At 63.0% G+C, this 25,974-nt stretch carries 19 protein-coding genes; 11 read left to right on the top strand and 8 right to left on the bottom strand.

Translation table 11 applies throughout. The annotated features are described in order from the left end of the window. Window positions 1–2 precede the first annotated feature (2 nt). From prfB to B5527_RS17125, 3 genes are all read right to left on the bottom strand, one after another. A protein-coding gene (gene prfB / locus B5527_RS17135; protein ID WP_154072310.1) for a peptide chain release factor 2 occupies window positions 3–1,134 on the bottom strand; the annotation gives its coding sequence in 2 pieces (ribosomal slippage) (window positions 3–1,064 and window positions 1,066–1,134; 1,131 coding nt in all). 192 nt (window positions 1,135–1,326) lie between these two features. Next, a complete protein-coding gene (locus B5527_RS17130; RefSeq protein ID WP_079602574.1) occupies window positions 1,327–3,819 on the bottom strand; it encodes a penicillin-binding protein 1A in 2,493 nt (830 codons plus the stop codon). A 218-nt stretch (window positions 3,820–4,037) separates the two neighbouring features. Beyond that, on the bottom strand, window positions 4,038–5,336 hold the full coding sequence (locus B5527_RS17125) for an N-acetylmuramoyl-L-alanine amidase (protein WP_079607334.1): 1,299 nt from the start codon (window positions 5,334–5,336) through the stop codon (window positions 4,038–4,040). A gap of 701 nt (window positions 5,337–6,037) precedes the next feature. Between B5527_RS17125 and B5527_RS17120 the strand changes: the two genes are divergently transcribed. Further along, entirely contained in the window at window positions 6,038–9,178 is a 3,141-nt protein-coding gene (locus B5527_RS17120) for an Rne/Rng family ribonuclease (protein ID WP_079602573.1), read from the top strand. Window positions 9,179–9,303: 125 nt separating this feature from the next. Here B5527_RS17120 and B5527_RS17115 read toward each other — a convergent pair whose 3' ends face one another. Further along, a complete protein-coding gene (locus tag B5527_RS17115; protein ID WP_079602572.1) occupies window positions 9,304–11,004 on the bottom strand; it encodes a bifunctional protein-serine/threonine kinase/phosphatase in 1,701 nt (566 codons plus the stop codon). Between the two features lie 87 nt (window positions 11,005–11,091). Then, window positions 11,092–11,427 carry a hypothetical protein gene (locus B5527_RS17110; RefSeq protein WP_154072309.1) on the bottom strand — a complete coding sequence of 112 codons (336 nt, stop codon included), beginning with the start codon at window positions 11,425–11,427 and terminating at the stop codon, window positions 11,092–11,094. A 158-nt stretch (window positions 11,428–11,585) separates the two neighbouring features. On the opposite strand from B5527_RS17110, the gene B5527_RS17105 reads away from it, so the two are divergent. Continuing rightward, window positions 11,586–12,908 (top strand): ammonium transporter, encoded by a 1,323-nt coding sequence (locus tag B5527_RS17105; RefSeq protein ID WP_079602570.1) that lies wholly within the window; start codon window positions 11,586–11,588, stop codon window positions 12,906–12,908. A 93-nt stretch (window positions 12,909–13,001) separates the two neighbouring features. On the opposite strand, the gene B5527_RS17100 is transcribed toward B5527_RS17105, so the two are convergent. From B5527_RS17100 to B5527_RS17090, 3 genes are all read right to left on the bottom strand, one after another. Then, window positions 13,002–14,024, bottom strand: coding sequence for a hypothetical protein (locus tag B5527_RS17100; protein ID WP_079602569.1), 1,023 nt, complete (start codon window positions 14,022–14,024; stop codon window positions 13,002–13,004). Between the two features lie 122 nt (window positions 14,025–14,146). Further along, window positions 14,147–15,472, bottom strand: coding sequence for a C4-dicarboxylate transporter DctA (gene dctA / locus B5527_RS17095; protein WP_079602568.1), 1,326 nt, complete (start codon window positions 15,470–15,472; stop codon window positions 14,147–14,149). A gap of 153 nt (window positions 15,473–15,625) precedes the next feature. Further along, window positions 15,626–16,813, bottom strand: a complete 1,188-nt coding sequence (locus B5527_RS17090; protein ID WP_079602567.1) for a pyridoxal phosphate-dependent aminotransferase — start codon at window positions 16,811–16,813, stop codon at window positions 15,626–15,628. Between the two features lie 124 nt (window positions 16,814–16,937). Between B5527_RS17090 and B5527_RS17085 the strand changes: the two genes are divergently transcribed. The 9 genes from B5527_RS17085 (at window position 16,938) to B5527_RS17045 (ending at window position 25,956) form a co-directional block, all read left to right on the top strand. Then, window positions 16,938–18,341: a M48 family metalloprotease gene (locus B5527_RS17085; protein WP_079602566.1), complete on the top strand. Its 1,404-nt coding sequence runs from the start codon at window positions 16,938–16,940 to the stop codon at window positions 18,339–18,341. A gap of 51 nt (window positions 18,342–18,392) precedes the next feature. After that, the gene (locus B5527_RS17080) at window positions 18,393–19,160 is read left to right on the top strand and encodes a DsbA family protein (RefSeq protein ID WP_079602565.1); all 768 of its coding nucleotides are present in this window, start codon (window positions 18,393–18,395) and stop codon (window positions 19,158–19,160) included. Between the two features lie 185 nt (window positions 19,161–19,345). Beyond that, complete coding sequence (locus B5527_RS17075; RefSeq protein WP_079602564.1) at window positions 19,346–20,092, top strand: DUF1236 domain-containing protein; 747 nt, start codon at window positions 19,346–19,348, stop codon at window positions 20,090–20,092. Between the two features lie 252 nt (window positions 20,093–20,344). Beyond that, complete coding sequence (gene aroQ / locus B5527_RS17070; protein WP_079602563.1) at window positions 20,345–20,812, top strand: type II 3-dehydroquinate dehydratase; 468 nt, start codon at window positions 20,345–20,347, stop codon at window positions 20,810–20,812. 41 nt (window positions 20,813–20,853) lie between these two features. Continuing rightward, window positions 20,854–21,333: an acetyl-CoA carboxylase biotin carboxyl carrier protein gene (gene accB / locus B5527_RS17065; protein ID WP_079602562.1), complete on the top strand. Its 480-nt coding sequence runs from the start codon at window positions 20,854–20,856 to the stop codon at window positions 21,331–21,333. Between the two features lie 87 nt (window positions 21,334–21,420). Next, window positions 21,421–22,770 (top strand): acetyl-CoA carboxylase biotin carboxylase subunit, encoded by a 1,350-nt coding sequence (gene accC, locus B5527_RS17060; RefSeq protein WP_079602561.1) that lies wholly within the window; start codon window positions 21,421–21,423, stop codon window positions 22,768–22,770. Between the two features lie 131 nt (window positions 22,771–22,901). Further along, window positions 22,902–24,431: a sensor histidine kinase gene (locus tag B5527_RS17055; protein WP_079602560.1), complete on the top strand. Its 1,530-nt coding sequence runs from the start codon at window positions 22,902–22,904 to the stop codon at window positions 24,429–24,431. Beyond that, entirely contained in the window at window positions 24,428–24,868 is a 441-nt protein-coding gene (locus B5527_RS17050) for a response regulator (protein ID WP_079602559.1), read from the top strand. Before B5527_RS17055 ends, B5527_RS17050 begins: the two co-directional genes overlap by 4 nt. Then, window positions 24,865–25,956 (top strand): sensor histidine kinase, encoded by a 1,092-nt coding sequence (locus B5527_RS17045; protein WP_079602558.1) that lies wholly within the window; start codon window positions 24,865–24,867, stop codon window positions 25,954–25,956. The genes B5527_RS17050 and B5527_RS17045 overlap by 4 nt, the downstream gene beginning before the upstream one ends. Window positions 25,957–25,974: the final 18 nt, after the last annotated feature.

The raw sequence follows: 25,974 nt of genomic DNA, 5'->3' as shown, positions 1-25,974 counted from the left end.
GGTTAATCCACGTCCTCGATCGATGCGGGCGGCGCGCCAAACGCGCGCTGTGCCAGCGTCGCCCCCATGAATTCATCGAGGTCGCCGTCAAGGACACCCGAGGTGTCCGAGGTCTGCACGCCGGTGCGCAGATCCTTCACCATCTGATAGGGCTGCAGGACGTAGGAGCGGATCTGGTGGCCCCAGCCGATATCGGTCTTGGCGGCCTGATCGGCGGCGGCCTGCTCCTCGCGCTTCTTCAGCTCGATTTCGTAGAGCCGCGCGCGCAGCATGTCCCACGCCTGCGCCTTGTTTTTGTGCTGCGACCGGCCGGCCTGGCAGACCACCGCAACCCCGGTCGGAATATGGGTGAGCCGCACAGCCGATTCGGTCTTGTTGACGTGCTGGCCGCCGGCGCCGCCCGAACGCATGGTATCGACCCGCACATCGGACTCCGCGATATCGATCTTGATGCTGTTGTCGACCACCGGAAAGATTGCGACGCTGGAGAACGAGGTGTGCCGGCGCGCGTTGGAATCGAACGGCGATATCCGCACCAGCCGGTGTACGCCGGCTTCGGTCTTCAGCCAGCCATAGGCATTGTGACCGCTGATCTGGATGGTGGCCGATTTGATGCCGGCCTCTTCACCTTGCGTCTCTTCCAGATATTCGATCTTGAAGCCGTGCTTTTCGGCCCAACGCGTATACATGCGCAGCAGCATCGCGGCCCAGTCCTGGCTCTCGGTACCGCCGGCGCCGGCATGAACCTCGAGATAGGAGTCGAAACGGTCGGCTTCGCCCGACAGCAGGGCTTCCAGTTCGCGGCGGGCCACTTCCTTCTGCAGATTTTTCAGCGCGGTCTCGGCTTCGGCGACGACGCCGGAATCGTTCTCGGCTTCGCCGAGCTCGATCATCCCGATATTGTCTTCGAGTTCGCGCTCGACCTTGCCGATGCCACCCAGCGCATCCTCAAGTGAGGTGCGCTCTTGCATCAACTTCTGCGCCTTCTGGGGATCGTTCCAGAGATTGGGATCTTCTGCGAGCTTGTTCAGCTCCGCAAGGCGCGCAGTGGATGCATCGACGTCAAAGATGCCTCCTCAGCAGCCCGACCGACTGCTTGATCTCTTCAACTAAACGTTCGACTTCAGCGCGCATGGGTTCTCTGATCTGCGGCACAGGCCGCCATTCTCATCTGCTGTTTTGACGCGTTTTCTTGACGCGAACCGACACCCACTTCGCGTGAAAACGCTCTGATGCTGCAAGGGATGTAGCGGCGGGCGCCACAAAGCGCAATCGGCTCGTATTGTATCGGCGTGTTTTCTTCAGGCGAACCGGCACCTGGCTTCGCTAGTAAAGCCCACCGGTACCGGAGCGCATGATGGTGCGGTCGGCGTCGGGCGACACCGTGAGCGAGCGGCCGTCGGCATCGGCGACGCCGATGACGGAATAATTATCCGGCGGCGCGGTGCCCGGCTTGAAGGCTTCGAGAATCGTCTTTCCGCCGTCGCCAGGACCGGCGCGCATTCCCGTCATCTGATCGACCCGGATCAGCTTGATGCCCGCCGGCACCCGGAACGGAATCGCGGGCTTGTCGGCGAGCGCGAGCTTCATGAAATCCCGGGCGATGGGCGCGGCCAGAACACCGCCGGTAGCCTTGCGGCCGAGATTGCGGGGCTTGTCGTAGCCGATATAGATGCCGACCACGATGTCCGGCGAAAAGCCGACGAACCAGGCATCTTTTTCATCGTTGGTGGTGCCGGTCTTGCCGGCGATCGGCTTGCCGACGTCCTTCAGGGCGATCGCGGTGCCGCCCTGGACCACGCCTTCCATCATCGACGTGATCTGGTAGGCCGTCATCGAATCCAGCACCTGCTCCCTGCGGTCGACAAGCTGCGGCTCGGGCTGATTCTTCCAGCCGCCGGGAGCGTCGCAGCCGCGGCATTCGCGCTGGTCATGCTTGAAGATGGTGTGGCCATAACGATCCTGAATGCGGTCGATCAAGGTCGGCTTCACGCGCCGGCCGCCATTGGCGAACATCGAATAGGCCGTGACCATCCGCATCACCGTGGTCTCGCCGGCGCCGAGCGCGTAGGACAGATAGTTCGGCAACTCGTCATAGACCCCGAAGCGCTTGGCGTATTCGCCGATCAGGGGCATGCCGACGTCCTGCGCCAGCCGCACCGTCACCGTGTTGAGCGACCATCTCAGGGCATTCCGCAGCGTCGTGGGGCCATGATAATGGCCGGCCGAATAGTTGTCTGGACGCCAGACGCCCGCGCCCTGCCCCTGATCAATCTCGATCGGCGCATCGACCACGACCGTCGACGGCGTGTAGCCGTTGTCGAGCGCGGAAGAGTACACGATCGGTTTGAAGGATGATCCCGGTTGCCGGTAGGCCTGCGTGGCGCGGTTGAACTGGCTCTGGTCGAAGGAGAATCCGCCGACCATGGCCAGCACGCGGCCGGTCCACGGATCCATCGCGACCATCGCACCGGAAACCTCCGGCAATTGGCGCAGCCGATACTGGCCCTCGACCGCAGCGCCATCCTTGCCAATCAACGGGTCCGCATAGATGACGTCGCCCGGCGACAGCACCTGCGAAACCGCGGTCGGCGTCCTGCCCCGCGCCAGACCGGCCGCGGCTTTTGCCCATCGGACGCCCTCAAGGGTGATGTTGCCGGTCTGGCGATCCTTGAGCACGGCGCCACCGAGTTCGCGGCCGGGCTGAAAACCGATCCGCGCCGACTGCTCGCTGGTCTCCAGCACCACCGCCATTCGCCAGGGCGAGATGTCCGACAGCGATTTGACGTCGGCGAGCTTCACGCCCCAGTCGCCCGTGATGTCGATCTTGCTGATGGCGCCGCGCCAACCCTGATTCTCATCGTAGTTCACGAGGCCGGCGGCCATTGTTTTGCGCGCCATCACCTGCACTTTGGGGTCGAGCGTGGTCCGGACCGACAGGCCGCCTTCATAGAGTTTCTTTTCGCCGTATCGCTCGAAGATGTCGCGCCGGACTTCCTCGGCAAAATATTCGCCGGCGAAAATGTGGGCGCCGTTGGTCCGGTTGGTGACAATCAACGGATCCTTGCGGGCCTTGTCGGCATCGGCCTGCTTGATCCAGCCGTTTTCCAGCAGGCGGTCGATCACGTAATTGCGCCGCTCGATCGCGCGGTCGTGGTTGCGCACCGGGTGCAGCGCCGCCGGCGCCTTCGGCAGCGCGGCCAGATAGGCCGCTTCCGCGACGGTGAGTTCGTTCACCGATTTGTCGAAATAAACCAGCGACGCGGCGGCAATGCCGTAAGCGCCGAGGCCGAGATAGATTTCATTGAGATAGAGTTCGAGGATCTTGTCCTTGGAGTAGGCGCGCTCGATCCGCATCGCCAGCAAGGCTTCCTTGATCTTGCGGGAGAACGATACTTCGTTGGTCAGCAGAAAGTTCTTGGCGACCTGCTGGGTGATCGTGGAGGCGCCCTGCGGACGACGGTTGGAGCCATAATTTTGCGCGTAGAGCACGGCCGCGCGGGCCATGCCGGAAAAATCGATGCCGCCATGCTCATAGAAGTTCTTGTCCTCGGCGGCGAGGAACGCGTTGATGACGAGCTTTGGAACCGCCTGGATCGGCAGGTACAACCGGCGTTCCTTGGAATATTCGCCAAGCAGCGCGCCGTCCGCCGCGTGGACGCGCGTCATCACCGGCGGCTCATAATCCTGAAGCTGCGAATAGTCGGGCAAGTCCTTGGAAAAATGCCAGATCAGCCCCGCCGCCGCGGCGACGCCCACCAGAAACAAAACCGTTCCGGCGGCGAACAAGAAACCCATGAACCGCACCAGCAAGCGCATTATCAAATATCCGTTTCCCCTTGCCCCGTGACTGGGGCGCTTGCTCAGCGTGAACGCCACTACGGGACGATCTGCCATCCCGCACAGCCCGCATAATATTGTCTAGCCCGTCGGCCCGGAGGGCATTTTGATCGATTCCTAGGATCTCGCGGTGGTTTTTTTATAGGGCCGCCGCTGTGGCCAAACTAGGGCTTCCACCACCGGAAGGGTTCCCCTTTTCAGTCGGCCGAGCCCGCCGTTGCGATGCGTTCGGCAAAGAAGGCGTCAACGGCCTGCGCCATCGAGCCAACGGTCCGCGAACGCCAACTATCCGATACCAGATGTTCGAGGTCGCCCTTGTTTGAGACATAGCCGAGTTCGACCAGCACCGAGGGCACGTCGGGGGCCTTCAGAACTTTAAATCCGGCTGATTTCAGCGGGCGCTTGTGCATCCGGACGGTATTTTTCATCTCGCCCATCAACAGCCGGGCGAACCGATTCGAGAAGGTGCGGGTTTCGCGCTGCGCAAGGTCGATCAGGATGTCGGCGACGTCGGTCGGCTCCTCCGTCAGATTCACCCCGCCGATGGCGTCGGCCTTGTTTTCCGCCTCGGCGAGCCTTTCGGCTTCGACGTCGGAGGCGCGGTCGGACAGTGTGTAAATCGTCGCACCCTGGGCGTCCCCCTCGCCGCGCGGCAACGCATCGGCATGGATTGACACGAACAGCGCCGCCGACTGGTTGCGGGCGATCCGAACCCGCTCCGCAAGCGGAATGAAGGTATCGTCGGTGCGGGTCATCACGACGCGATATTTGCCGCCTTTTTCAAGGCGGTCGCGCAACGCCAGGCCAAATCCCAGCACCAGGCTCTTTTCGCTCTCGCCGCTGGCCTGGGTGCCGTTGTCGATACCGCCATGGCCTGGATCGATCACCACCACGGGACGCAGATCCGCCGGCGCGGCAGGCTTGGGCGGAGCCGCCGCTTCGGCGGGTACCGCGGCGTCCGCCGCGTCCGCGATGGCCGACCGCAGTTCGGGCCGGCTTTCGACCGCCAGCGATTGAACGAAGGCGGTGCGGTCAACCTCTTCCAGTTCGAGCACCAACCGCGGCGGCTGGCCGTTGGCGGCGTCGAGCACATAGGAGTGTGAGATCCTGGCCGGACCGGTCAGATCGAACACGATTCGCGAACCGCCCGGCATCACCAAGCCGTAGCGGAATGCCTTGATCAGGCCGCGCCCAGCGGTGCCGGTTCCGGCAGGAAGCTGGAAGCTGACCTGAGGGATATCCACCACCACCCGGTACGGATCCGCCAGCGCAAAGGCACGAAACTGGATGGTCTTGTCGAGATCGAGCACGAAGCGGGTTTGTTTGGCATCGCCGGCCAGCCTGGCGTCGGAGGCGACGGGAAAATCCGACGTCGTGACCGGGGTCGAGGGTTGCCCCTCCGCGGCGCCAACCCGGTTGACATCGGAGCATAGCAATGCTGCGGCGCACACCAGCGCGTATCCCAGCAAAACCCGATGATTTGCGCGGATCGCCAACGAATCCAAGCCTCCGAGCAGCCCTCATACCGCAATAGAACCGCAGGGTTAATCCAACCTTAACGCGCCTGCGGCGAATAAGGCGAAGTGTTGCCGCGTTGCGACGCTTCTCTTGCACGCGGCGGCCAATCGACGTATGTACAGGGGGCTGACGGCTAAAACTCCCGGTTGTGTCACGTTCAGCCTCCCGGTGCAGCGCCGGAACCTTCGAATTCTGAAGATTCCAGCGTCCTTCCGATCCCTCCAAAGCCAGCGCAGCGCGCGGCTGACAAGGAGCGGCGGTTTCGAGCCCGAGCGGCGTCCGGTCCCAGGTTACCATCTTGTTCCAGGGACGACTTCAGACGCGGCATAACCGATTATCCGGGCTCAAAAGCCTGATATGCGATCGCCGGCGAGCGCTTTGGCGCCGCGCCGGACCTTCAGCAACAGACAAAGCGGCGACTTTCGCCGCCCATGTGTTCAGACGGGCCGACGCTTGATGCGCCAGAATGTATTGCCGACCATGATCCACGGAAGACCAGCGCCGACGCGAAGCGAAAGTTCCGCGCGTCGCTTCACTTCCACGGGATCGCGTTCGGCTGGGCGCCCCGGGTTGCGTTTCGGCCTTCCCCTCACCCCCGAATCAGGTGGACCGTCGCGTCACCCGGCGGCGCGATACGCGCTCCCGGTCATACGCGCCCGCCGCCGTCAAGAGTCCCAAAATGCCCAACAAAATGTTGATCGATGCCACCCACCCGGAAGAGACCCGGGTCGTTGTGGTCCGCGGCAATCGCGTCGAGGAATTTGATTTCGAGACTGCTCAGCGCAAACAACTGCGCGGAAATATCTACCTCGCCAAGGTCACGCGGGTAGAGCCGTCGCTGCAGGCGGCCTTCATCGAATACGGCGGCAACCGCCACGGTTTTCTCGCCTTCAGCGAAATCCACCCGGATTATTACCAAATCCCGGTCGCCGATCGTCAGGCGCTGATCGAGGCCGACGAACGCGCCCATCGCGAGGCCGAGGAAGAAACCGAGAATCGCTCCAACCGCCGCCGTCCGCGCCACCGCAACTCGCGCCGCCGCGGCAATGGCGAGCGGGTCCAGAGCGACATCGTTGAAAACGCAGGCGCCGATCCGTCGCATGCCGCTCAGCCGCATGACGGCCACGAGCATGTCGAAGGCGAGCACGCCGAACACGGCCACACCCACGACGCCGAGCATCACCATGCCGATGCCGAGCATCATGATCACGACGATGATGCGGAGCATCATGATCACGATGATCATGAACATTCGCACGATCATGAACATGCCCATGATGAACACGATCATGATGAGCACGATCACGATGACCATATCCACGCGACTCACGCGGACGAGACGCCGGCGGCCGAATCCCAGCCCGCTGTGCCGATCGCAGCTGCGATCGAGGCGTCCGTCGCCACGCCGGACGCGCCGGTTGGGGCGGAAGCACATGAAGAGCATGCGCATGAAGAGCATGCACATGATGAGCACACCCACGAGGAGCACGCGCTCGAAAACGCAGCCCATGCCGACGATGCCGCGCATGCCGAGCGAGCCGGTGAAGAACACGCCGCCGCGCCTCACGACGAGCATGCAACTCAACCGCATGGCGACGACAATCACGACGATGAGGACGATGGCGAGGACGCCGAAGAGGAAGTCGTTGAATCGGTCGGCGGCGATGACGTCATGGAAGAGGTGCCGGAGCGCGCCTTCCGTCCGCGCCGTCAATACAAGATCCAGGAAGTCATCAAGCGCCGTCAGGTGATGCTGGTGCAGGTCGTCAAGGAAGAGCGCGGCAACAAGGGCGCCGCGCTGACGACCTATCTCTCGCTGGCCGGCCGCTATGCGGTATTGATGCCCAACACCGCGCGCGGCGGCGGCATCAGCCGCAAGATCACTTCCGCGCAGGATCGCTCGCGCCTCAAGGAAGTGGTGCAGGATCTCGACGTGCCCGAGGGCATGGGCATTATACTGCGCACCGCCGGCGCCTCGCGCACCAAGCCCGAGATCAAGCGCGACTTCGAATATCTGATCCGGATGTGGGAAACCGTCCGCGACATGACGCTGAAGTCGCAGGCACCGACCCTCGTCTATGAAGAGGGCTCGCTGATCAAGCGATCGCTGCGCGATCTCTACAACAAGGAAATCGACGAAATCCAGGTCGCCGGCGAAGCCGGCTATCAGGAAGCCCGCGATTTCATGAAGATGCTGATGCCGTCGAATGTGCGCGCGGTGAAGCAGTATCGCGACGGCCAGCCGCTGTTCTCGCGGATGGGCGTCGAGAGCCAGCTAGATGCGATGTTCTCGCCGACCGTGCAATTGCGGTCCGGCGGCTACATCGTGATCAACCAGACCGAGGCGCTGGTTTCGATCGACGTCAATTCGGGCCGCTCGACCCGCGAACATCATATCGAGGACACCGCGCTCAAGACCAACCTGGAGGCCGCGGAGGAAGTCGCAAGGCAACTGCGCCTGCGCGATCTCGCGGGCCTGATCGTCATCGACTTCATCGACATGGACGAGAAGCGCAACAACCGTTCGGTGGAGCGCAAGCTCAGCGATTGCCTGCGACAGGACCGCGCCCGTATCCAGGTCGGCCGCATCTCGCATTTCGGCCTGCTCGAAATGTCGCGCCAGCGCATTCGCGCCAGCGTGCTGGAGAGTTCGACGGAACCCTGCCCGCAGTGCGGCGGCAGCGGCCATGTGCGTTCGGTATCGTCGGTGGCGTTGCAACTGCTGCGGGGTCTCGAGGAGATCCTAATGAAGGGCGCGACCCACAATCTCGTGGTGCGCACCCGGACCGACGTCGCGCTCTACGTGCTCAATCACAAGCGCGGCCATCTGCGCGATCTCGAAAACAGCTTCAAGGTGACGCTTGCCGTCATCGCCGACCCGACCGTGAGCGCGCAGCAGTCGTTCATCATCGATCGCGGCGAACAGGTGCACACGCTGGAGGCCGCCAAGGCGCTGCTGGCGGCGCAGGTTGCAGCTTTCCCGCCGCAGACCGAGGAAGCCTTCGACGACGACGAGCCGTTCGACGTCGAAACCGAATCGGAGGTGGAGACCGACGAGACCGAAGGGCTCACCGAGGATTCGGCGGTCAGCGAGACGACCGACGGTGAAACCACGGCCGACGGCCACAAGCGCAAGCGGCGTCGGCGGCGACGCGGCCGTCCCGGCGAACCGCGCGAAGGCGGTCCGCCGCGTGAGGAAACCGAGGGCGGACGCGTGGCGTTCGAAGCGGTCGCGATTCCCGGCGTCATCGCCGAGGAAGGCGAATCCGACGAGGACGAATCTGACGAACAGCCCGGCGCGGTTCGCGCCGATCAGCCGGCCGGCGGCGAACGGCGGCCTCGCCGCCGCGGCCGTCGCGGCGGCCGCCGCCGGCGCGGCGGGCTCGAGGACGGTCTGGCCGGATCTATTTCCGACGAACTGGGGCCGCCATCCACACCGGAGGCGATCACCGCGGTTGCCGATTTCGACGGAGGTTCAGCCCAGCCACCGCTGCCGATGGTGCAGCCGGAATCCATCGCGCCACCGCCCGAGCAACCACCCATGGATCGCGTTCCGCAGGAGGCGGCCCATGCGCCTGCGCAAGAGGAAACCGTCCAGGAAGCCGAAAGGGCCGCGCGCCGGCGTTCAACCGTGCGCGAGAAGGTGAGTTTCCTGGTCGACGCCCAGCCTGATGCAGCGCCATCAGTCGGTCATAGCCAGCCTGAGCCATCGCCGGCCCCCGCCCCGGCTCCGCAACAGCCCGCTGCCGAAGTAGCCAACGAAACCCAGCCCCGCCGCGCGGGATGGTGGTCGCGCCGCTTCGGCAATGGCAACCAGTAACGAATCTGGATTGTGAGACGAAAAAACCGCCCGGCAAAACCGGGCGGTTTTTGTTTGCCGGAAATCGAATTGGGGCGCGCGTACATCAAACCAGATCGCGAGCGAGGCCCGCTCGATGTCTGCTATCAATGCCGCAGCAGTGACAGCGCGAGCGCGAGCGCGAGCAGTGCGGCCACACCCTGCCAGAACTGAACCGGGTAGCGTTCATAGATCGTCCGTGGCCGGCGCACCGCGACCGGCGCGCGCGCCGGTCCCGCTTCCATTTCCACCGCAAATTCGATCATGTCGCGAAAGCGCGCGGCGGGATCGATGGCGATCGCTCGCCCGATCGCAGATTCGAGCCAGGCGGGAAGGTCCGGGCGCAGCGCAGAAAGCGCCTGCGGCCGGGTTCGACGCGGCGGGCTGGTGGCATCGGGATTGCCGTAAGGAAATTCGCCGGTGAAAGCGCGGAACATGGTGACGCCGAGTGCATAAATGTCCGTGGCCTCGTTGCCGGCTTCGCCGTCAAACATTTCAGGCGCCATGTAGGCGGCGGTGCCTGGAATGTCCTGGGGCGGCGCATCCTCCAATCCGAGTACGCGGACCACGCCGAGATCGAGCAGCTTCAACGATTCGTCGCGCTCCAGCATGACGTTGTCCGGCTTGATGTCGCGGTGGATAACGCCGGCACGATGCAAGGCTGCAGCGCCGCGCGCCAATTTGATCGCAACGTTGCGCCCCTCCTCCAGACCGAGACGGCGCGTCAGCCGTGTTTCCAGCAATTCGCCTTGGTAGAGCGGCATGACTGTGTAAAGGCAGGTCTGGCGGCCGGGCGGCAGTTCGATCGTACGGACAATCCAAGGGCTGTGCACGCGCGCGCCAACCCAGGCCTCGCGCACGAACGCGGCGCGATAGGTGGCGACCGCCGCCACCTGCGGCTTTGGAAACTTCAGCACCACCTCACCGCCCTCGATCTCGTCGATCGCACCGAACAGCCGGGTGTATCGGCCGTCGGAGACCAGGACCTTGAGCAGGAAACCGTCGACCGTCTCGCCGCCAACCGGCAGCGGCAACAACGGCAATTGGCCGATGGCGACGCCGATATCGGCGGATTCGACCGTCGGCAATTCGACCACGTCGATCACCATCGCCGTGCAATTGTCGGTGCTGCCCGAATCGAGCGCCGCCGCAACCAGCGCCCGTGCGGTATCGTCCGCTGCCGAGCGCTCACGCAGGATGTCGGCGATGGTGTCGGAGCTCAAAACCCCGTGCACGCCGTCGCTGCACAACAGGAAGCGGTCGTGCCGCGCCACCGGCTGGGTCGCATAGTCGAGCCGAACCTCGGTTTCGACGCCCAGTGCGCGGTTGAGAATGCCCGACCGGCTGGTGCCGTCCTCCTGCACATGATCGACGGTGAGGCAGGTAAGGCGGTCGCGGCCCAGCCGGTAAGCGCGGGTATCGCCGACATGGAGGATATGCGCGATCCGGCCGCGCAGCACGAGCGCGGTGAAGGTGCACCCCATTCCGGCCAGATTGGAATCCTGCTTGCGCAGCGAATAAATCCAGCCGTTGAGTGCAGTGACGACGTTGGCGGCGGCACGCCGGACTTCCATCGTTTCAGGCAGGTCGCAAAAGCCGTCGAGGAAGCCGCGCACCGCAGTTTCGGCTGCGACACGGCCGCCCTTTGCTCCGCCAATTCCATCCGCGATCGCCGCCACCACGTCGTGGCGCGGTTGCGGCAGCTCCCAGCCGAGAACCGCACCGGCGAAATCCTCGTTGCGTTCGCGGGGTCCTGTCTGCGAGGCGAAACCCACGCTTGCCCTGACGCCAGGGACTCCCTCAGCCATCGCCACCGCTCCGGTTTTCGCGGGGCGGCCGGCGATGAGGATCGTGACGCAAGGGATGGTGCACAGTCCACTTCCCTGATCGCGGCTTCAATTCTCCAGCTTGCAGCGATCATAGAGGAAACTGCCGCCGGTGGAGGAGGCAAGGATAATCGTCAGCTTTCCGGATTTTCGATCCAGCGTGTAATTCCACCGGTTCTCGTCGCGCCAGGAAATCTTGCCGTCGCTGATCTCCGCCGGATTGGTATCGACGGTGCTGCGATCGTAGTCGATCCTGATCTGAAAGCTCGCGCCGCTGGCCGGGTTGGTGCAGGTGATCGCGCTCTCGCCGCCCATGGCGGGCGCGGACATCCCGAGCAACAGGGCGCCGATTCCCGCCGCCAATCGCCGCGTTCGAAGCAACGGCCGCGATACCCTTATGCTCATTTCTTGATCAACGATGCATATTTCATGGACAAATTCCCCAAGCCCGGTCGGGAAAATAAGGCCAGTTGGCGCTCAATTCATTGGCATAGTTTTTGCGGTGGTTCAATCGCTCCGCGTGTACGGACTTCGGCTCACAATCGATTTTTGGGGGAAGGAACATGGCACTCGTACCATCACCACAATGGCTAGACAGCGGAAACAACGCTTGGCAGCTGGCGGCGGCGACGTTCGTCGGATTGCAAAGCATCCCCGGACTAACGGTTCTCTATGGCGGCATCGTCAAGAAGAAATGGGCGATCAACTCCGCCTTCATGGCAATCTACGCATTCGCCTCCGTCTTGGTCGTCTGGGTTCTGTTCGACTACAACATGGCGTTCGGACCACAGTTGTTTCCATTCCTCGGCACGCCGGGCCTGGCGACATCGGCCACCTTTACCACCGGTCAGGCAATCGTTCCGGCGGCGGCATCCGGCATGCCGGCGCTCACCTTTCCGATGGCGACACTGATTTTCTTCCAGTTCGTGTTCGCCGCCATCACCGTGATCATCCTCGCCGGTTCAGTGCTTGGTCGCATGAATTTCACGGCGTGGATGATCTTCTGCCCGGTCTGGATGACCCTGGTCTATACCGTGGGGGCGTTTAGCCTGTGGGGCGGCGGCTGGCTCGCCGGCATGGGCGTGGCCGACTTCTCCGGCGGCTATGTCATCCATCTTGCCGCCGGCACATCGGGCTTCGTCGCGGCATGGGTGATCGGCCCGCGGCTGCAGGCCGATCGTGACCATTTCCCGCCCAACAGCCTGTTGATGACGCTGGTCGGCGCGGGAATCCTGTGGCTGGGCTGGAACGGCTTCAACGGCGGCGATCCCTATTTCGCCAACACCGACGCCGGCGCGGCGGTGCTCAACACCAACACCTGCACCGCGGTGGCCCTGCTGGTCTGGACGCTGCTGGACAAGATGGCCTACGGCAAGCCGTCGGTGCTCGGCGCGGTCAACGGCATGATCGCGGGCCTCGTCGCCATCACGCCGGCAGCCGGCTATGTCGATGGCATGGGCGCGATCATCATCGGCGTTATCGCCGGGATCATTCCCTGGCTCGCCATGAACAAGCTGCAAAAGACCGCCTTCATGATGAAGGTGGACGACACGCTTTCCGTCTTCTCGACCCACGGCGTGGCCGGACTCACCGGCGGCTTGCTGACCGGGATCTTCGCCAATCCCGACATGCTGATGTACATCGGCACCGACAAGGAGGCGCCCGGCATCAACGTGACCGGCTGGCTCTACGGAAATGCCGGTCAGCTTCTGCTCCAGGCTGAAGGCGCGGCATTCATCATCGTCTACAACGCCGTCGCGACCTTCATCATCCTCAAGATCATCTCGATCATCGTGCCGCTGCGCATGGATGAAGCCACCCTCAAAGTGGGAGACGACGCGGTCCACGGCGAGACCGCCTACGCGATCGGTACGGAGGGCGAATAGCCCGCTTTGCCCGCTTCTGCCTCACGACTTGGAGTCCGCGGGTCGACTTCTGCACCCCGCGGACTCACGGCTCCGAGTCTGCAACCGGTCATTTCAGCCGGGCGCGACGCAGGAGGCGACCTGCATGCTCAGCGGGATCGCGCTGTTGGTGCTGTGATGCGTGAAGGCCCGGTGTTCAGGCGTCCGGTTCCACGAGTTGAGACTACCAAGCGCATCAAGCCAACCGAGGGTCTGCTGATACCGGTTGTCGGAAAACTCTTCCTCGATCACGCAGCCGAGGGTGAAGACGGAAATTCCCCCGGCGCGGGGCGCGCTCAGAGAGCGCAGCGCGTTCTCGATGGCAAGTGCTCCCTTGCTGTGGCCGACCAGCCGCGTGATGGCCGGAACGGCCTCGAGGATGGCGTGCACATCGTCGGAGGCGGCGCTGCCGTGACGAAACACCGGCGCGCCTGTCTCGGCGAGCACCCGCCCCGGCGTACTGAGCGCCAGTTCCTTGCCCATCATCGCCAGGCTCGGAGCGAAGCTCGCCAGCACCTGCTGGGCCGCGCTTTGCAACGCGTCATATATTCCGAAACCGAACCAGCCGCCGAGCGCCTGCGGAACGACATCGGCCAGACCGTAACCCGGCACGACGGCCGCCACCGGTTCGCCGATCGCCGTCGAGACGTCCCATGCAAAAGCCACCGCGCCGTAGGCCGAACTGCCGACACCGGTGATGGCGAGGGTATGGAGCGCCGCACCGTCGACACCGTTGGCATAATCGATGAACTGCTTCATGTCCTCGAACGGCTGGCGCACGAACGGGGCAAGCTGGGCATCGACGATGATGATGGAGCCGCTCGGATTGGTCGCCGCGGAGAGGTCGAGCACCTGCAGCGGATGACGCGAGGAAACGACATTGCGGGTTGCGCCGGTGTTGACGACGGTGTCCTGCGCCAGCAACGCCCTCGTCAATACGCCCACATCGTAGAACAGCGCATCGAGGGCGGTATTGGTGAGGCGAAACAGCCGCAGCAACGGCTCGACGAAAGGCTTCTGCAATTCATAGAGAGCAAGATTGTCGGAAGCCGCCGGCGACGAAGCGGCGACGACTCGCGACGGTGCTGGGTTCGACATGGGAGGAGGTCCTTTCCTGCCCGGCGACCTCACTTTACGCCATTTTGAACCCGTTTTCGAGTACGGCAGCCCCATTGCGCGCCAGCAGCGGCCGATCGCACGCCGATGATTTCACGTGCTGGCTAACCCGTTGTGACCGCCGTTTCCAGGTCCGACGGATCGATCACTTTATTGAGGTTGGCGTGCAACCTGTCACGATCGAGTTCGCCCTCCCACCACGACACGAACACCGTGGCGACGCCATTGCCGATGATGTTGGTCAGGGCGCGGACTTCGCTCATGAACTTGTCGATCGAAAACACGATCGCCATGCCCGGCACCAGCGCCGGATTGACCACCGACAGCGTCGCCGCCAGCGTGATGAACCCTGCCCCGGTCACGCCGCTGGCGCCTTTCGACGTCAGCATGGCGACGACCAGGATGGTCAATTGCTGGGTAAAGGACAGATCGACGCCAAGCGCCTGCGCGATGAACAGCGTCGCCAGCGTCATGTAGATGTTGGTCCCGTCCAGATTGAACGAGTAGCCGGTGGGAACCACCAGCCCGACCACGGGCTTCGAGCAGCCAAGCCGCTCGAGCTTCTCCATCAACTGCGGCAGCGCGCTTTCGGATGAGCTGGTGCCGAGCACGATCAACAGCTCTTCCTTGATATAGGCGATGAACTTGAAAATGCTGAAGCCGACGACGCGCGCGATCACGCCGAGCACGACGATCACAAACAATGCCGCCGTCGCATAGAACAGGAACACCAGCCCGAACAAATTCACCAGCGCGGCGGTTCCGAATTTCCCGACGGTGTAGGCCATGGCGCCGAAGGCGCCGATCGGCGCCGCCTTCATGACGATGGCGATCACGCCGAACACCGCGTGCGAGGTGTCGTCGATGATGTCACGCAATCGGCTGGCGCGCTCACCCAGCGCCATCAGCGAAAATCCGAACAGGATCGCGAACAAAAGCACCTGCAGGATGTCGCCACGCGCGAGCGCGCCGACCACGCTGTCCGGAATGATGTTGAGCACGAAATCGACCGACTTCTCCGCCTCCGCCTGCTTGACGTAAGTCGCGACCGCCGCGGCATCCGGCTTCGCCGCCAGCCCGTGGCCGACCTGGATCAGATTGCCCATCAGCAGGCCGAGCATCAGCGCGAACGATGAAACGACTTCAAAATAGACCAGCGCCTTGACGCCGACGCGGCCGACTTTCCGGGCATCCTGGATATGCGAGATGCCCGAGACCACCGTGCAAAAGATGATCGGCGCGATCAGCATCTTGATCAGCTTTATGAAGCCGTCGCCGAGCGCCTTGACCCAGTCATTGGTGGCAAAATTGGGCCACAGCCAGCCGATGAGGGCACCGAGCAGGATGGCGATCAGTACCTGAACATAAAGGACTTTGTACCAGGGCTTCGCCGCGCGGACCGGCGTTGCGGATACCATCGTTGGCGCCATGACGTTTTACTCCCCTGCCTGCACGAATCTCGTCGCCGGCTTTGCCGCAAACGGTCATTCCGTCAAACAGCCAAAATCAATTGGGGCGGCGGAGTCAATGGCGTTGCGCCTGATTTAAGGGAGTTTTGCTCGCGATACGGGGGTGTTGTGCCGCTATCGCAGCCACCGCGCGATGCGCGCAACGGCCTCGCGCATCTCGTCGGCCGAACGCGCATAGGAAAAACGGATGAAGGCGCGGCCGTGGACCGGGTCGAAGTCGATGCCGGGAGTTGCCGCGACGTGGGCCTGTTCCAGCATTTGCCTGGCAAACTCAAAACTGTCCGAGGTGAATGCCGAGACGTCGGCGTAGAGGTAAAATGCGCCGTCGGCGGGCAGGAACTTGTCGAGACCGGCTTGCGGCAGGCCGTCGATCAGAATGCGGCGGTTCGCCTGATAGCCGCGCTTGACCTCTTCCATTTCCGCACGGCCGTCGAACGCGGCCTCGGCGGCAATCTGCGACAGGGTCGGCACCGAGATGGCGAGATTCTGCTGGAGCCGCTCGATCGGCCGCACCAGCGGTTCGGGAACCAGCATCCAGCCGACCCGCCAGCCCGTCATGCAGAAATATTTCGAGAACGAATTGATCACGAGCGCATGCGGAGAAAGCTCCGCCGCCGTCACCGCCGGAAACGAATAGTCGAGGCCGTGATAGATTTCGTCGGAAATGAAACGGATGCCCGCGTCTTCCGCCGCCGAGATCAGGCTGGTGAGCGCCTCGCGCGACATCATCGTGCCCGTGGGATTGGCCGGACTGCCGACCAGCACACCTTTCAGCGGCGTCCTGCGGTGGGCGGCGAGCAGGGCCTCGCCGGTCAGCGCGTGGCGGGTTTCGCTCGATGTCTCGATCAGCACCGGCTCGCAGCCCAGCGCGGTCAGAATGTGGCGATACGGCGGATAACCGGGCACGGTGACCGCGACACGATCGCCGGGTTCGAACATGGCCAGAAAGCCGAGGATGAAGGCGCCCGACGAGCCGGTGGTGACCACAATCCGCCCGGCATCCACCGCGCAGCCGTAAGCCTCCCGGTAATGTCTCGCGATGCGTTCGCACAGCGAGGGAATGCCGAGCGCGGAGGTATAGTCGATCCGCCCGGCGTCGAGCGCGGCGTGCGCGGCCGAAATCGCCGACTTCGGCGCCGAAGCCGCGGGCTGTCCGACTTCCATGTGAATGACATGACCGCCGGCCGCTTCGATGCGGGCCGCCGCCGCCATCACGTCCATCACCATGAACGGTGGAACGTCGCTTCGCCCCGACGCCGTCAGAAGGTGCCTCACACGGTCTCTCAGTGTCGCTTCAAGCATCGAATTCTGCTATTTGGCCTGACTACGCCGGAAACGGGGCACGTGCGCCCCAGACTGGCCGCATTCCACGGTTTGTTAGGGCATATCGCGTATCCGGGCCGCCGCCAATCATTTAAAGACCGCCATGTCATTCCGCATAGCGTTACGCAAAAAGACATCGAAATTGACCGCGCTCACGACCGCCATTGCGTTCGCCGTCGCACCGATGCCGGCGCTTGCGCAGAAGGAGAAGGGCCCGCCGGTCATCCGCGATACCGAGGCCGAACAACTGCTCCGCGACTACACGCGGCCGATCCTGCGCGCCGCCGGCCTGGAAAAACAGAACATCCAGGTTGTCATTATCAATGAGAGCGCTTTTAACGCCTTCGTCGCGGATGGCCACCGCATTTTCGTGAATTACGGCGCGATCATGCAGTCCGAGACTCCGAACCAGCTGATCGGGGTGCTGGCGCATGAAACCGGCCATCTGGCCGGCGGTCATCTCGCCAAGATGCGCCAGCAACTGGCGCAGGCGCAGACCCAGATGATCATCGCCATGCTGCTCGGCGCCGGCGCGCTGGTGGCGGGTGCAAGAGGCGGCGGCGATAACGGTTTGGCCAATGTCGGGGCGGCTGCGATCGCCGGACCGCAGGAAATGATCCGCCACAACCTGATCTCCTATCAGCGCCAGCAGGAGGAAAACGCCGACCGCGCCGGGGTCAAGTTTTTGGCCGCCACCGGCCAATCCGCCAAGGGCATGTACGACACCTTCAAGCGCTTCGCCAATGACAGCTTGTTCGCCGCGCACGGCGCCGATCCTTATTTGCAGTCGCATCCGATGCCGGCCGAACGCGTCGCGGCGCTCGAGGAAATCGCGCATTCGAGCCCCTATTGGGACAAGAAGGACGATCCGGCCCTGCAAATGCGCCACGACATGGTGCGCGCCAAGATCTCCGCCTTCATGGAGCGGCAGGACACCGTCTATCGGCGCTATCCGTTGTCGAACGAGAGCCTGCCCTCGCGCTACGCCCACGCGATCACGACCTACTTGCACGGCGATTTGCGGAGCGCGCTTGCCCAGATCGACGGGCTGATCCAGCTGCAGCCCAACAACCCCTATTTTTATGAATTGCGCGGCCAGGCGCTGCTGGAGGGCGGCAAGCCCGCCGAGGCCATCGCGCCCTTGCGCAAGGCGGTGCAGCTCTCGAATAACGCACCGCTCATCGAGATGTTACTTGGGCAGGCGCTCGTGGGAACTGATAATAAGGCCTACACCGAGGAAGCGATCACGATTCTGCGTGCGGCGGTCGGACGTGAGACCGAGGCGCCGCTCGGCTACATGCAGCTTGCAATGGCCTATGGCCGAAAGGGAGATTACGCGGAGGCCGATCTGGCGTCGGCACAGGCTGCCTTTCTCCGCGGCGACAACAAAACGGCGCGCGAGCTCGCCTCCCGCGCCAAAGCCCGCTTCGCCGTCGGCACGCCCGGATGGGTCAAGGCCGACGACATCGTCGCTGCAAAGCCGCTTCCCGGCCAAAACAGCAACTAGAAAATAGACACAAAGGTTTTCGAAAACCGGCTTTCACAAGAGGATTTGCCAATGCCTTCGTTCCGCCTGCTCGTTCCCGCACTGCTCGCGCTCGCCCTTTTCGGCGCGCCGCCGTCTGCATCGGCGCAGAGTTTCTCCGATAGCCAGCGCAGCGATATCGAGACCATCATCAGGAATTACCTGGTGGCGCACCCCGAAGTGCTGGAAGAGTCGATGGCCGAATTGAACAAGCGCCAGGCGGCCGCAGAAGCCGAGAAACACGAGGCCAGCGTCGCCAGCAATGCGGACACGATCTTCAATTCGCCGCGCGGCGTTGTGCTCGGCAACAAGGATGGCGATGTCACCTTCGTCGAATTCTTCGACTACAATTGCGGTTACTGCAAACGCGCCATGGCCGACATGCTCGAGCTGCTGAAAACCGATCCCAGGCTGAAAGTCGTGCTGAAGGAATTCCCGGTGCTGAGCGAGGGCTCGGTGGAGGCTGCCAAAGTCGCGGTCGCCGTGCGCATGCAGGATCCGACCGGCAAAAAATATCTCGACTTCCACCAGAAGCTGCTCGGCGGCCGCGGTGCCGCGGACAAAGCGCGCGCGATGGCGGCGGCCAAGGACGCCGGACTCGATACCGCCAGGATCGAAAAGGACCTGACAAGCCCGGAGGTGAAAGCCACGATCGAGGAAAACATGAGGCTCGCCGAGGCGATGGGCATGAACGGGACGCCGAGTTACGTGATCGGCAAGCAGGTGGTGGTCGGCGCGATCGGCCTCGACGGTCTCAAGGAAAAGATCGGCCTCGCCCGCTGCGGCAAGGCGACGTGCTGAGCAACGTCCGCAACGATTGATATCGCTATTGTTGAACTGAAAGGCCGGCTGTCTCGCCGGCCTTTTATTTGTGTGTTCATCGCACGTTCAAAAAACAAATCCGGTGGAACCGCGAATTGCGCGGAACATGACACATCTCCTTTCGTTGTCGGTGCGGGCAATGCAAACGCTTGAGGAGACTTTCTATGACTAATCGCTTGATGATCTCGGTAGCAGCGGCGGCGCTGATCGCCGGAACTGGTTTTGCCAACGCGCAGGGAACCGGAATGAGCCGCGAAACACCGTCGGCAGGTTCGAGTGCGCAGCAGAGCGCGCCGTCGTCGGACCGAGGTTCACCCTCCGCAACTCCCATGAATCGCGATAGCGCTTCGGATTCGAAGGGTTCCGATCAGGGCATGAAGTCCAGCCAGTCCGAGGAAAAGATGCAGCCCCAGGGCGGCAAGAACCAGCGCGCTCAGGAAGACATGAAGGGCGGCCAGAAGGGCGAGAAATCGGCCCAAGACAACAATATGAAGAACGAAAAGTCGAAGAGCATGAGCTCGGAAACGAATGAAAAGGGCGCCGCGGGCAAGGACATGAAGGCCGAGGGCCGGCAAGACCGCAACGGCAACATGAATGCGGAATCGAAGGGCGCGGACAGCAAGTCACAGACCACGACTGGTCAGGCGGCCGCTGGCGCCAAGCTCTCGGGTGAGCAGCGCACCAAGATCACCACCGTGATCCGCGGCGAACACGTTCAGCCGCTAACCCACGCTAATTTCTCGATCTCGGTCGGAACCCGCGTTCCCCGCGATGTGTCGTTCCGTCCGCTGCCGACGGAAGTCGTGACGATTTATCCGGAATGGCGTGGATACGAGTTCGTCCTCGTCAACGAACAGATCGTGGTGGTGGATCCGCGGACCCTCGAGATCGTCGCGGTCATCGACGCCTGATCTCGCTTAACCCGACAATCAGGGGGTGGGCCTTTGGCCCGCCCCTTTTTGTCTGCCGGTATTTCTCCAACCGCTGCGCGGCCCCGCCGATTCATCCTTAACTTTGGTTAACGACTGGTTTCTGCAGCGTCCGCACCGCTTTTCAACAACCGGATGAGGCGTTTGAGGGGTCTGCCGGACGGCCTAAAGGCTTCCCCTCGGGCCTGTTGTTACCTATAACCCCGCCACCACCGCCACATTGCCGGGATCTGGATGGCCAACAGTGCTGCCGAGACGATTTACGTGCTCAACGGCCCCAACCTTAATTTGTTGGGGACCCGCGAGCCCGAGACCTATGGCCATGCGACGCTCGCCGATGTCGAGAAACTGTGCGTGGACACGTCGGCGCTATTCGGCCTGAGCGCCGATTGCCGGCAGTCCAACCACGAAGGCGAGTTGATCGATTTCATCCACGAGGCCCATGCCAAAAAGGCGGCCGGGATCATCATCAATGCCGGGGCCTACTCGCACACATCGATCGCGCTGCATGACGCCTTGGTGGCCGTGAAGATTCCGGCCGTCGAAGTGCACATCAGCAATATTCACGCCCGCGAGAATTTCCGCCATCATTCCTTCACCGCCAAGGCCGCTTTCGCAACGCTTTCTGGCTTCGGTATCGAGGGTTACAGGCTCGCGATATCAGGTCTTGCCGCCCGGATCGGCGTCACGGCGAAACCCTGACGCTCCGCTCGTCACCAAACAGAAAGCCCCGGATCAAGCTCATGGCGCGCCAGCCTGACGACAAAACAGCCGCAAAATTCACCAGCGACGACAGCGCGCTGATCCGCGAACTCGCCTTGCTGCTGGACGAGACCAGCCTCACCGAGATCGAGATCGAGCGCGCGGGCCTGCGGGTGCGGGTCGCGCGCAACATCAGCATTGCAGCATCGATGCCGCAGGCCGTTCAGCCCGCCGCGTCCGCGCCGGCAATAGCGGCGCTGCCCGATGTCGCCGACATCGCCAAGCATCCGGGCGTGGTGCCCTCGCCGATGGTCGGCACCGCCTATTGGGCTTCCGAGCCCGGCGCCAAGCCGTTCATCGAAGTCGGCTCCAAGGTGTCGGTCGGACAGACGCTGCTGATCATCGAAGCCATGAAGACGATGAACCAGATTCCATCGCCGCGCGCGGGCACCGTGACGCAGATTCTCATCGAGGACGGCCAGCCGGTCGAATTCGGCGAACCGCTGGTGATCATTGAGTAGAGGCGAATGGCGAGTGGCGAATAGCGAATGGTTTTTGCGCTCTTGCCACTCGCCATTTGCTGTTCGCTATTCGCCATTTAGGACAACATGTTCGACAAGATCCTGATAGCCAATCGCGGCGAAATCGCCCTGCGTATTCTGCGGGCGTGCAAGGAACTCGGCATCGCCACCGTCGCGGTGCATTCCACCGCCGACGCGGACGCCATGCATGTACGGCTTGCCGACGAGAGCGTCTGCATCGGTCCGCCGCCGTCAAAGGACAGCTATCTCAACATCCCCGCGCTGCTGGCGGCCTGCGAAATCACCGGCGCCGACGCGGTGCATCCCGGTTACGGCTTCCTGTCGGAAAATGCCCGCTTTGCCGAAATCCTCGCCGAGCACAATCTGGATTTCATCGGGCCGAAGGCCGAACACATCCGCCTGATGGGCGACAAGATCGAGGCCAAGAAGACCGCGAAGAAGCTCGGCATTCCCGTGGTGCCCGGCTCCGACGGCGGGGTTGGTCCCGAAGACGACGCGATGGCGATCGCGCAGGCCATCGGCTTTCCGGTGTTGGTGAAGGCCGCCTCCGGCGGCGGCGGGCGCGGCATGAAGGTCGCGCAGACCGCCGACGACCTGATGCTGGCACTCTCCACCGCCGCCAACGAAGCCAAATCGGCGTTCGGCGATGCCTCGGTCTATCTCGAAAAATACCTGCAGAAGCCCCGGCACATCGAAATACAGGTGCTCGGCGATGGCCACGGCGGCGCCATCCATCTCGGCGAGCGCGATTGCTCGCTGCAGCGACGCCATCAGAAGGTCTGGGAGGAAGGTCCTTCGCCGGCGCTCGATGCCGCCGCGCGCGCGAAAATCGGCGCCACGGTGGCGAAAGCGATGCAGGAGATAAAGTATCTCGGCGTCGGCACCGTGGAGTTTCTCTATGAAGAGGGCGAATTCTACTTCATCGAGATGAATACCCGCATCCAGGTCGAACATCCCGTCACCGAGATGATCACCGGTATCGACCTCGTGCTGGAGCAGATCCGCATCGCCGCCGGCGGCGATCTGCCGGTGACGCAGGATGAAGTCGTCATCAACGGCCACTCCATCGAGTGCCGCATCAACGCCGAAAACCCCGTGACCTTCCGCCCCTCGCCCGGCAAGATCCTGCAATATCACCCGCCGGGCGGCCTCGGGGTGCGGATCGATTCCGCCGTCTACCAGGGTTACGTGATCCCGCCTTATTATGACTCGCTGGTCGGCAAGCTGATCGTCCATGGCAAGACCCGCGCCGAATGCCTGATGCGGCTGCGGCGGGCGCTCGATGAGATGGTGGTGGAAGGCATCGAGACCACGCTCCCGCTGTTTCGGGCGCTGGTTCGGGAACCCGCCATTATCGACGGCGACTACCATATCCACTGGCTGGAACAGTATCTGGCCGGACAGCCGGCCGGTTGAGCGGCTGTCCAACGTCCAAAACCCCTCTAAGTCGATGGAACCAATTGCGCGAACGAGCGTTTGGCCCGGTTGGGAAACCTTCCCGTCCGGGGGCCTGCTTGAATCTTGTTGCTTCATGACGCGAGACTGTTGTGACGCCTGATGTCACGCGCCGGCGCGCGATTGGGCAAATCCTGCTGCTTGCGGCGGGCCTCGTGGTGCTGACGGTGATCAGCGCCGGCTCGGTTTACCTGGTCAACAAGGCGCGCGACGACGCCCGCTGGGTGCTGCACACCGTGGAAGTCGAAAACCAGATATCGTTCAGCCAACTGCAGTTGCAGCGCGCCGAAAGCACCGAGCGCGGCTATCTTTCGACCTTGCTGCCGGATTTTCAGATCGATTTTGAAAAAGCCGCGTCCCTGCTGACACCTGCATTGAAGCGGCTCGGCGCACTCGCAGGCGACAACCCCATTCAAAAGCGGCTCCTCGACGAAATGCTTCCTCTCGTCAATCAGCAGATCGAGGAATTCCGCAAGGCGATCGAACTCGCGCGCACGCAGCGCATGGACGACGCCACCCGGATCGTGCGCGAGGACATTGGCCGCGACACCATGAACCACATCGATGATCTGGCTGGCCAGATGCGCGCCGAAGAAGATCGTCTGTTTATCGAGCGCACCACAAACGCCGACCGCAGCCAGACCTTGGCAGCCTCGATGACCGGGATCGGTTCAGGCTTCGTCGTCGTGCTGGCGGCCATCTCGATTTTTCTGGTGCGGCGCTCGGCGCGTGCACGCGACAACGCCGAAGCGCGGTTGCGCGACAACAACCTCAATCTGGAAGCTACGGTCGACGAACGCACCGCCGACCTCCGCGAGGCCAACAACGAAATCCAGCGCTTTGCCTATATCGTCAGCCACGATCTGCGTTCGCCGCTGGTGAACATCATGGGTTTCACCAGCGAACTCGAGGAATTGCGCGGCGATATTTTCAGGCGAATCGCGACGCTCGGCCGCGACGCGGCTTCGGCGCCGCTGGTGCCGGCTGATGCCAGCGACACCGAACCGGTGCTCGACGATGACGACAAACAGCTGTCGCAGGATTTCACCGAGGCCCTGGGTTTCATCAAATCGTCGATCGCCAAGATGGACCGCCTGATCACCGCCATCCTCAATCTGACCCGCGAGGGGCGGCGCGAGTTCGAACCGGTGCGGATCGATACCCGCGAACTGATCGAAGGCATCGTCGCAACGGTTGCCCATCAGGCCGCCGATGCCAATGCTCAGATTCACATCGAGCCATTGCCGGAAATCATCAGCGACCGCCTCGCGATCGAACAGATTTTCTCGAACCTGATCGACAATGCCATCAAATATCTCAAGCCCGGAGTTCCCGGCGAAATCTCGGTTCGGGGCCGGACAAAGCTGGGCTTTGCGATTTTCGAGATCGCCGACAATGGGCGCGGCATCGATCCCAGGGACCACCAGCGGATTTTCGACCTTTTTCGCCGCGCCGGTACCCAGGACAAGCCCGGTCAGGGAATAGGACTTGCCCATGTCAGGGCCCTGGTGCGGCGCCTGGGTGGAACCATGTCAGTCGCATCGGACCTTCACAATGGCAGCACATTCACGATAACACTGCCCATTGGCTGGACCGCCAGTAACCGGAACAGGGATTCATGAGCAAACCAGTTACCATCATCATGATCGAGGACGACGAGGGACACGCCCGTCTGATCGAGCGAAACATCCGCCGGTCCGGAGTCAATAACCAGATCATACCGTTCACCAACGGTACGGCGGCGGTGAACTATCTATTTGGCAGCGATGGCACCGGCCTCGATCAAAAGGGCCACGCGCTGTTGATTTTGCTCGATCTGAATCTGCCTGACATGACCGGCATCGAGATCTTGCGCCGCCTCAAGGACAACAAATATCTCAAATGTGCGCCAGTGGTGGTGCTCACCACGACCGACGATTCCCAGGAAATCAAGCGCTGCTATGAACTCGGCTGCAACGTCTACATCACCAAGCCGGTGAACTACGAAAGCTTTGCCAACGCGATTCGCCAGCTCGGGCTGTTCTTCTCCGTCATTCAGGTTCCGTCAGCCGCCATATGACCTCCGCCATGCCCACGCTGCTCTATATCGACGATGACGAGGCGCTCGCCCGGCTGGTCGACCGCGGCATGACGCGGCTCGGTTTCAACGTCGTTCATGCGGCCAGCGGCCAACACGGGCTCGATCGCCTCGAGCAGGGCGACATCGACGTCATCGCGCTCGACCAATACATGCCCGGCCTCGACGGCCTCGAAACCCTCGAGCGGATCCTGGCGATCCCGAATTCGCCGCCGGTGGTATTCGTCACCGCCGCGCAGGATTCCAGCATTGCCGTCACCGCATTGAAGGCCGGTGCCGCCGACTATCTGGTCAAGGATGTCCAGGGCGATTTCATTCCCCTGCTCCACGTCGCCATCGACGGCGCGCTGCGGCAGGCGCGCATCCGGAAGGCCCGCGACGACGCCGAGGCCGAAGTCCACGCCTCGCGCGACCGCTACGCCGCGCTGGCCGCCGAGCGCGAGGTGCTGCTGCGCGAGGTCAACCACCGCGTCGGCAACAGCTTGCAGATCATCGCTTCGCTGTTGCACCTGCAGGCCAATTCAAGCACCCAGGAGGACGTCAAGGTGGCGCTGACCAATGCGATGGGGCGGGTCGCCGCCGTAGCGCAGGTGCACCGCCGGCTCTACACCTCGCACGACCTCAAGAGCGTGCTGCTGAATCAGTATCTCGACGCCCTGCTCGAGGATCTCAGGAGGTCCGCCGAGGGCAACCGGATGTCGCGGCTGACCCTGAAGGCCGAACAGATCGAAATCGATCCGGACCGGGCGGTAGCGATCGGCATCATCGTCAATGAGCTCGTCATGAACGCCGTAAAATACGCCTACCCCGACGGCGCCGGCCCTATTCACATCGTCCTCAATGCGGAGGGCGACAATGTGGTGTTGTCGATTGCCGACAACGGCGTCGGCCTCAATGTCAAGACCGACCCGCGTTCCACCGGCATGGGGCAGCGCATCGTCACCGCGATGGCGTCCAAGCTCGATGCCAGCGTCGAGCGCGACCCGGCCCATGCCGGGACCCGCATCGTGCTGCGGTTTCGCCGCGTCAGCGCGCCCGCAACCACGCCCGCCAGCGCGGCCGCCAGCTAGCGGCGGTGGTGCGCGGGC

Origin of the sequence: Bradyrhizobium erythrophlei (assembly GCF_900129425.1) — a bacterium.
Classification (GTDB): Bacteria; Pseudomonadota; Alphaproteobacteria; order Rhizobiales; family Xanthobacteraceae; genus Bradyrhizobium; species Bradyrhizobium erythrophlei_C.
The sequence above is the reverse complement of the archived record's forward strand: the minus strand, read 5'-3'. Positions and strand labels throughout refer to the sequence as shown.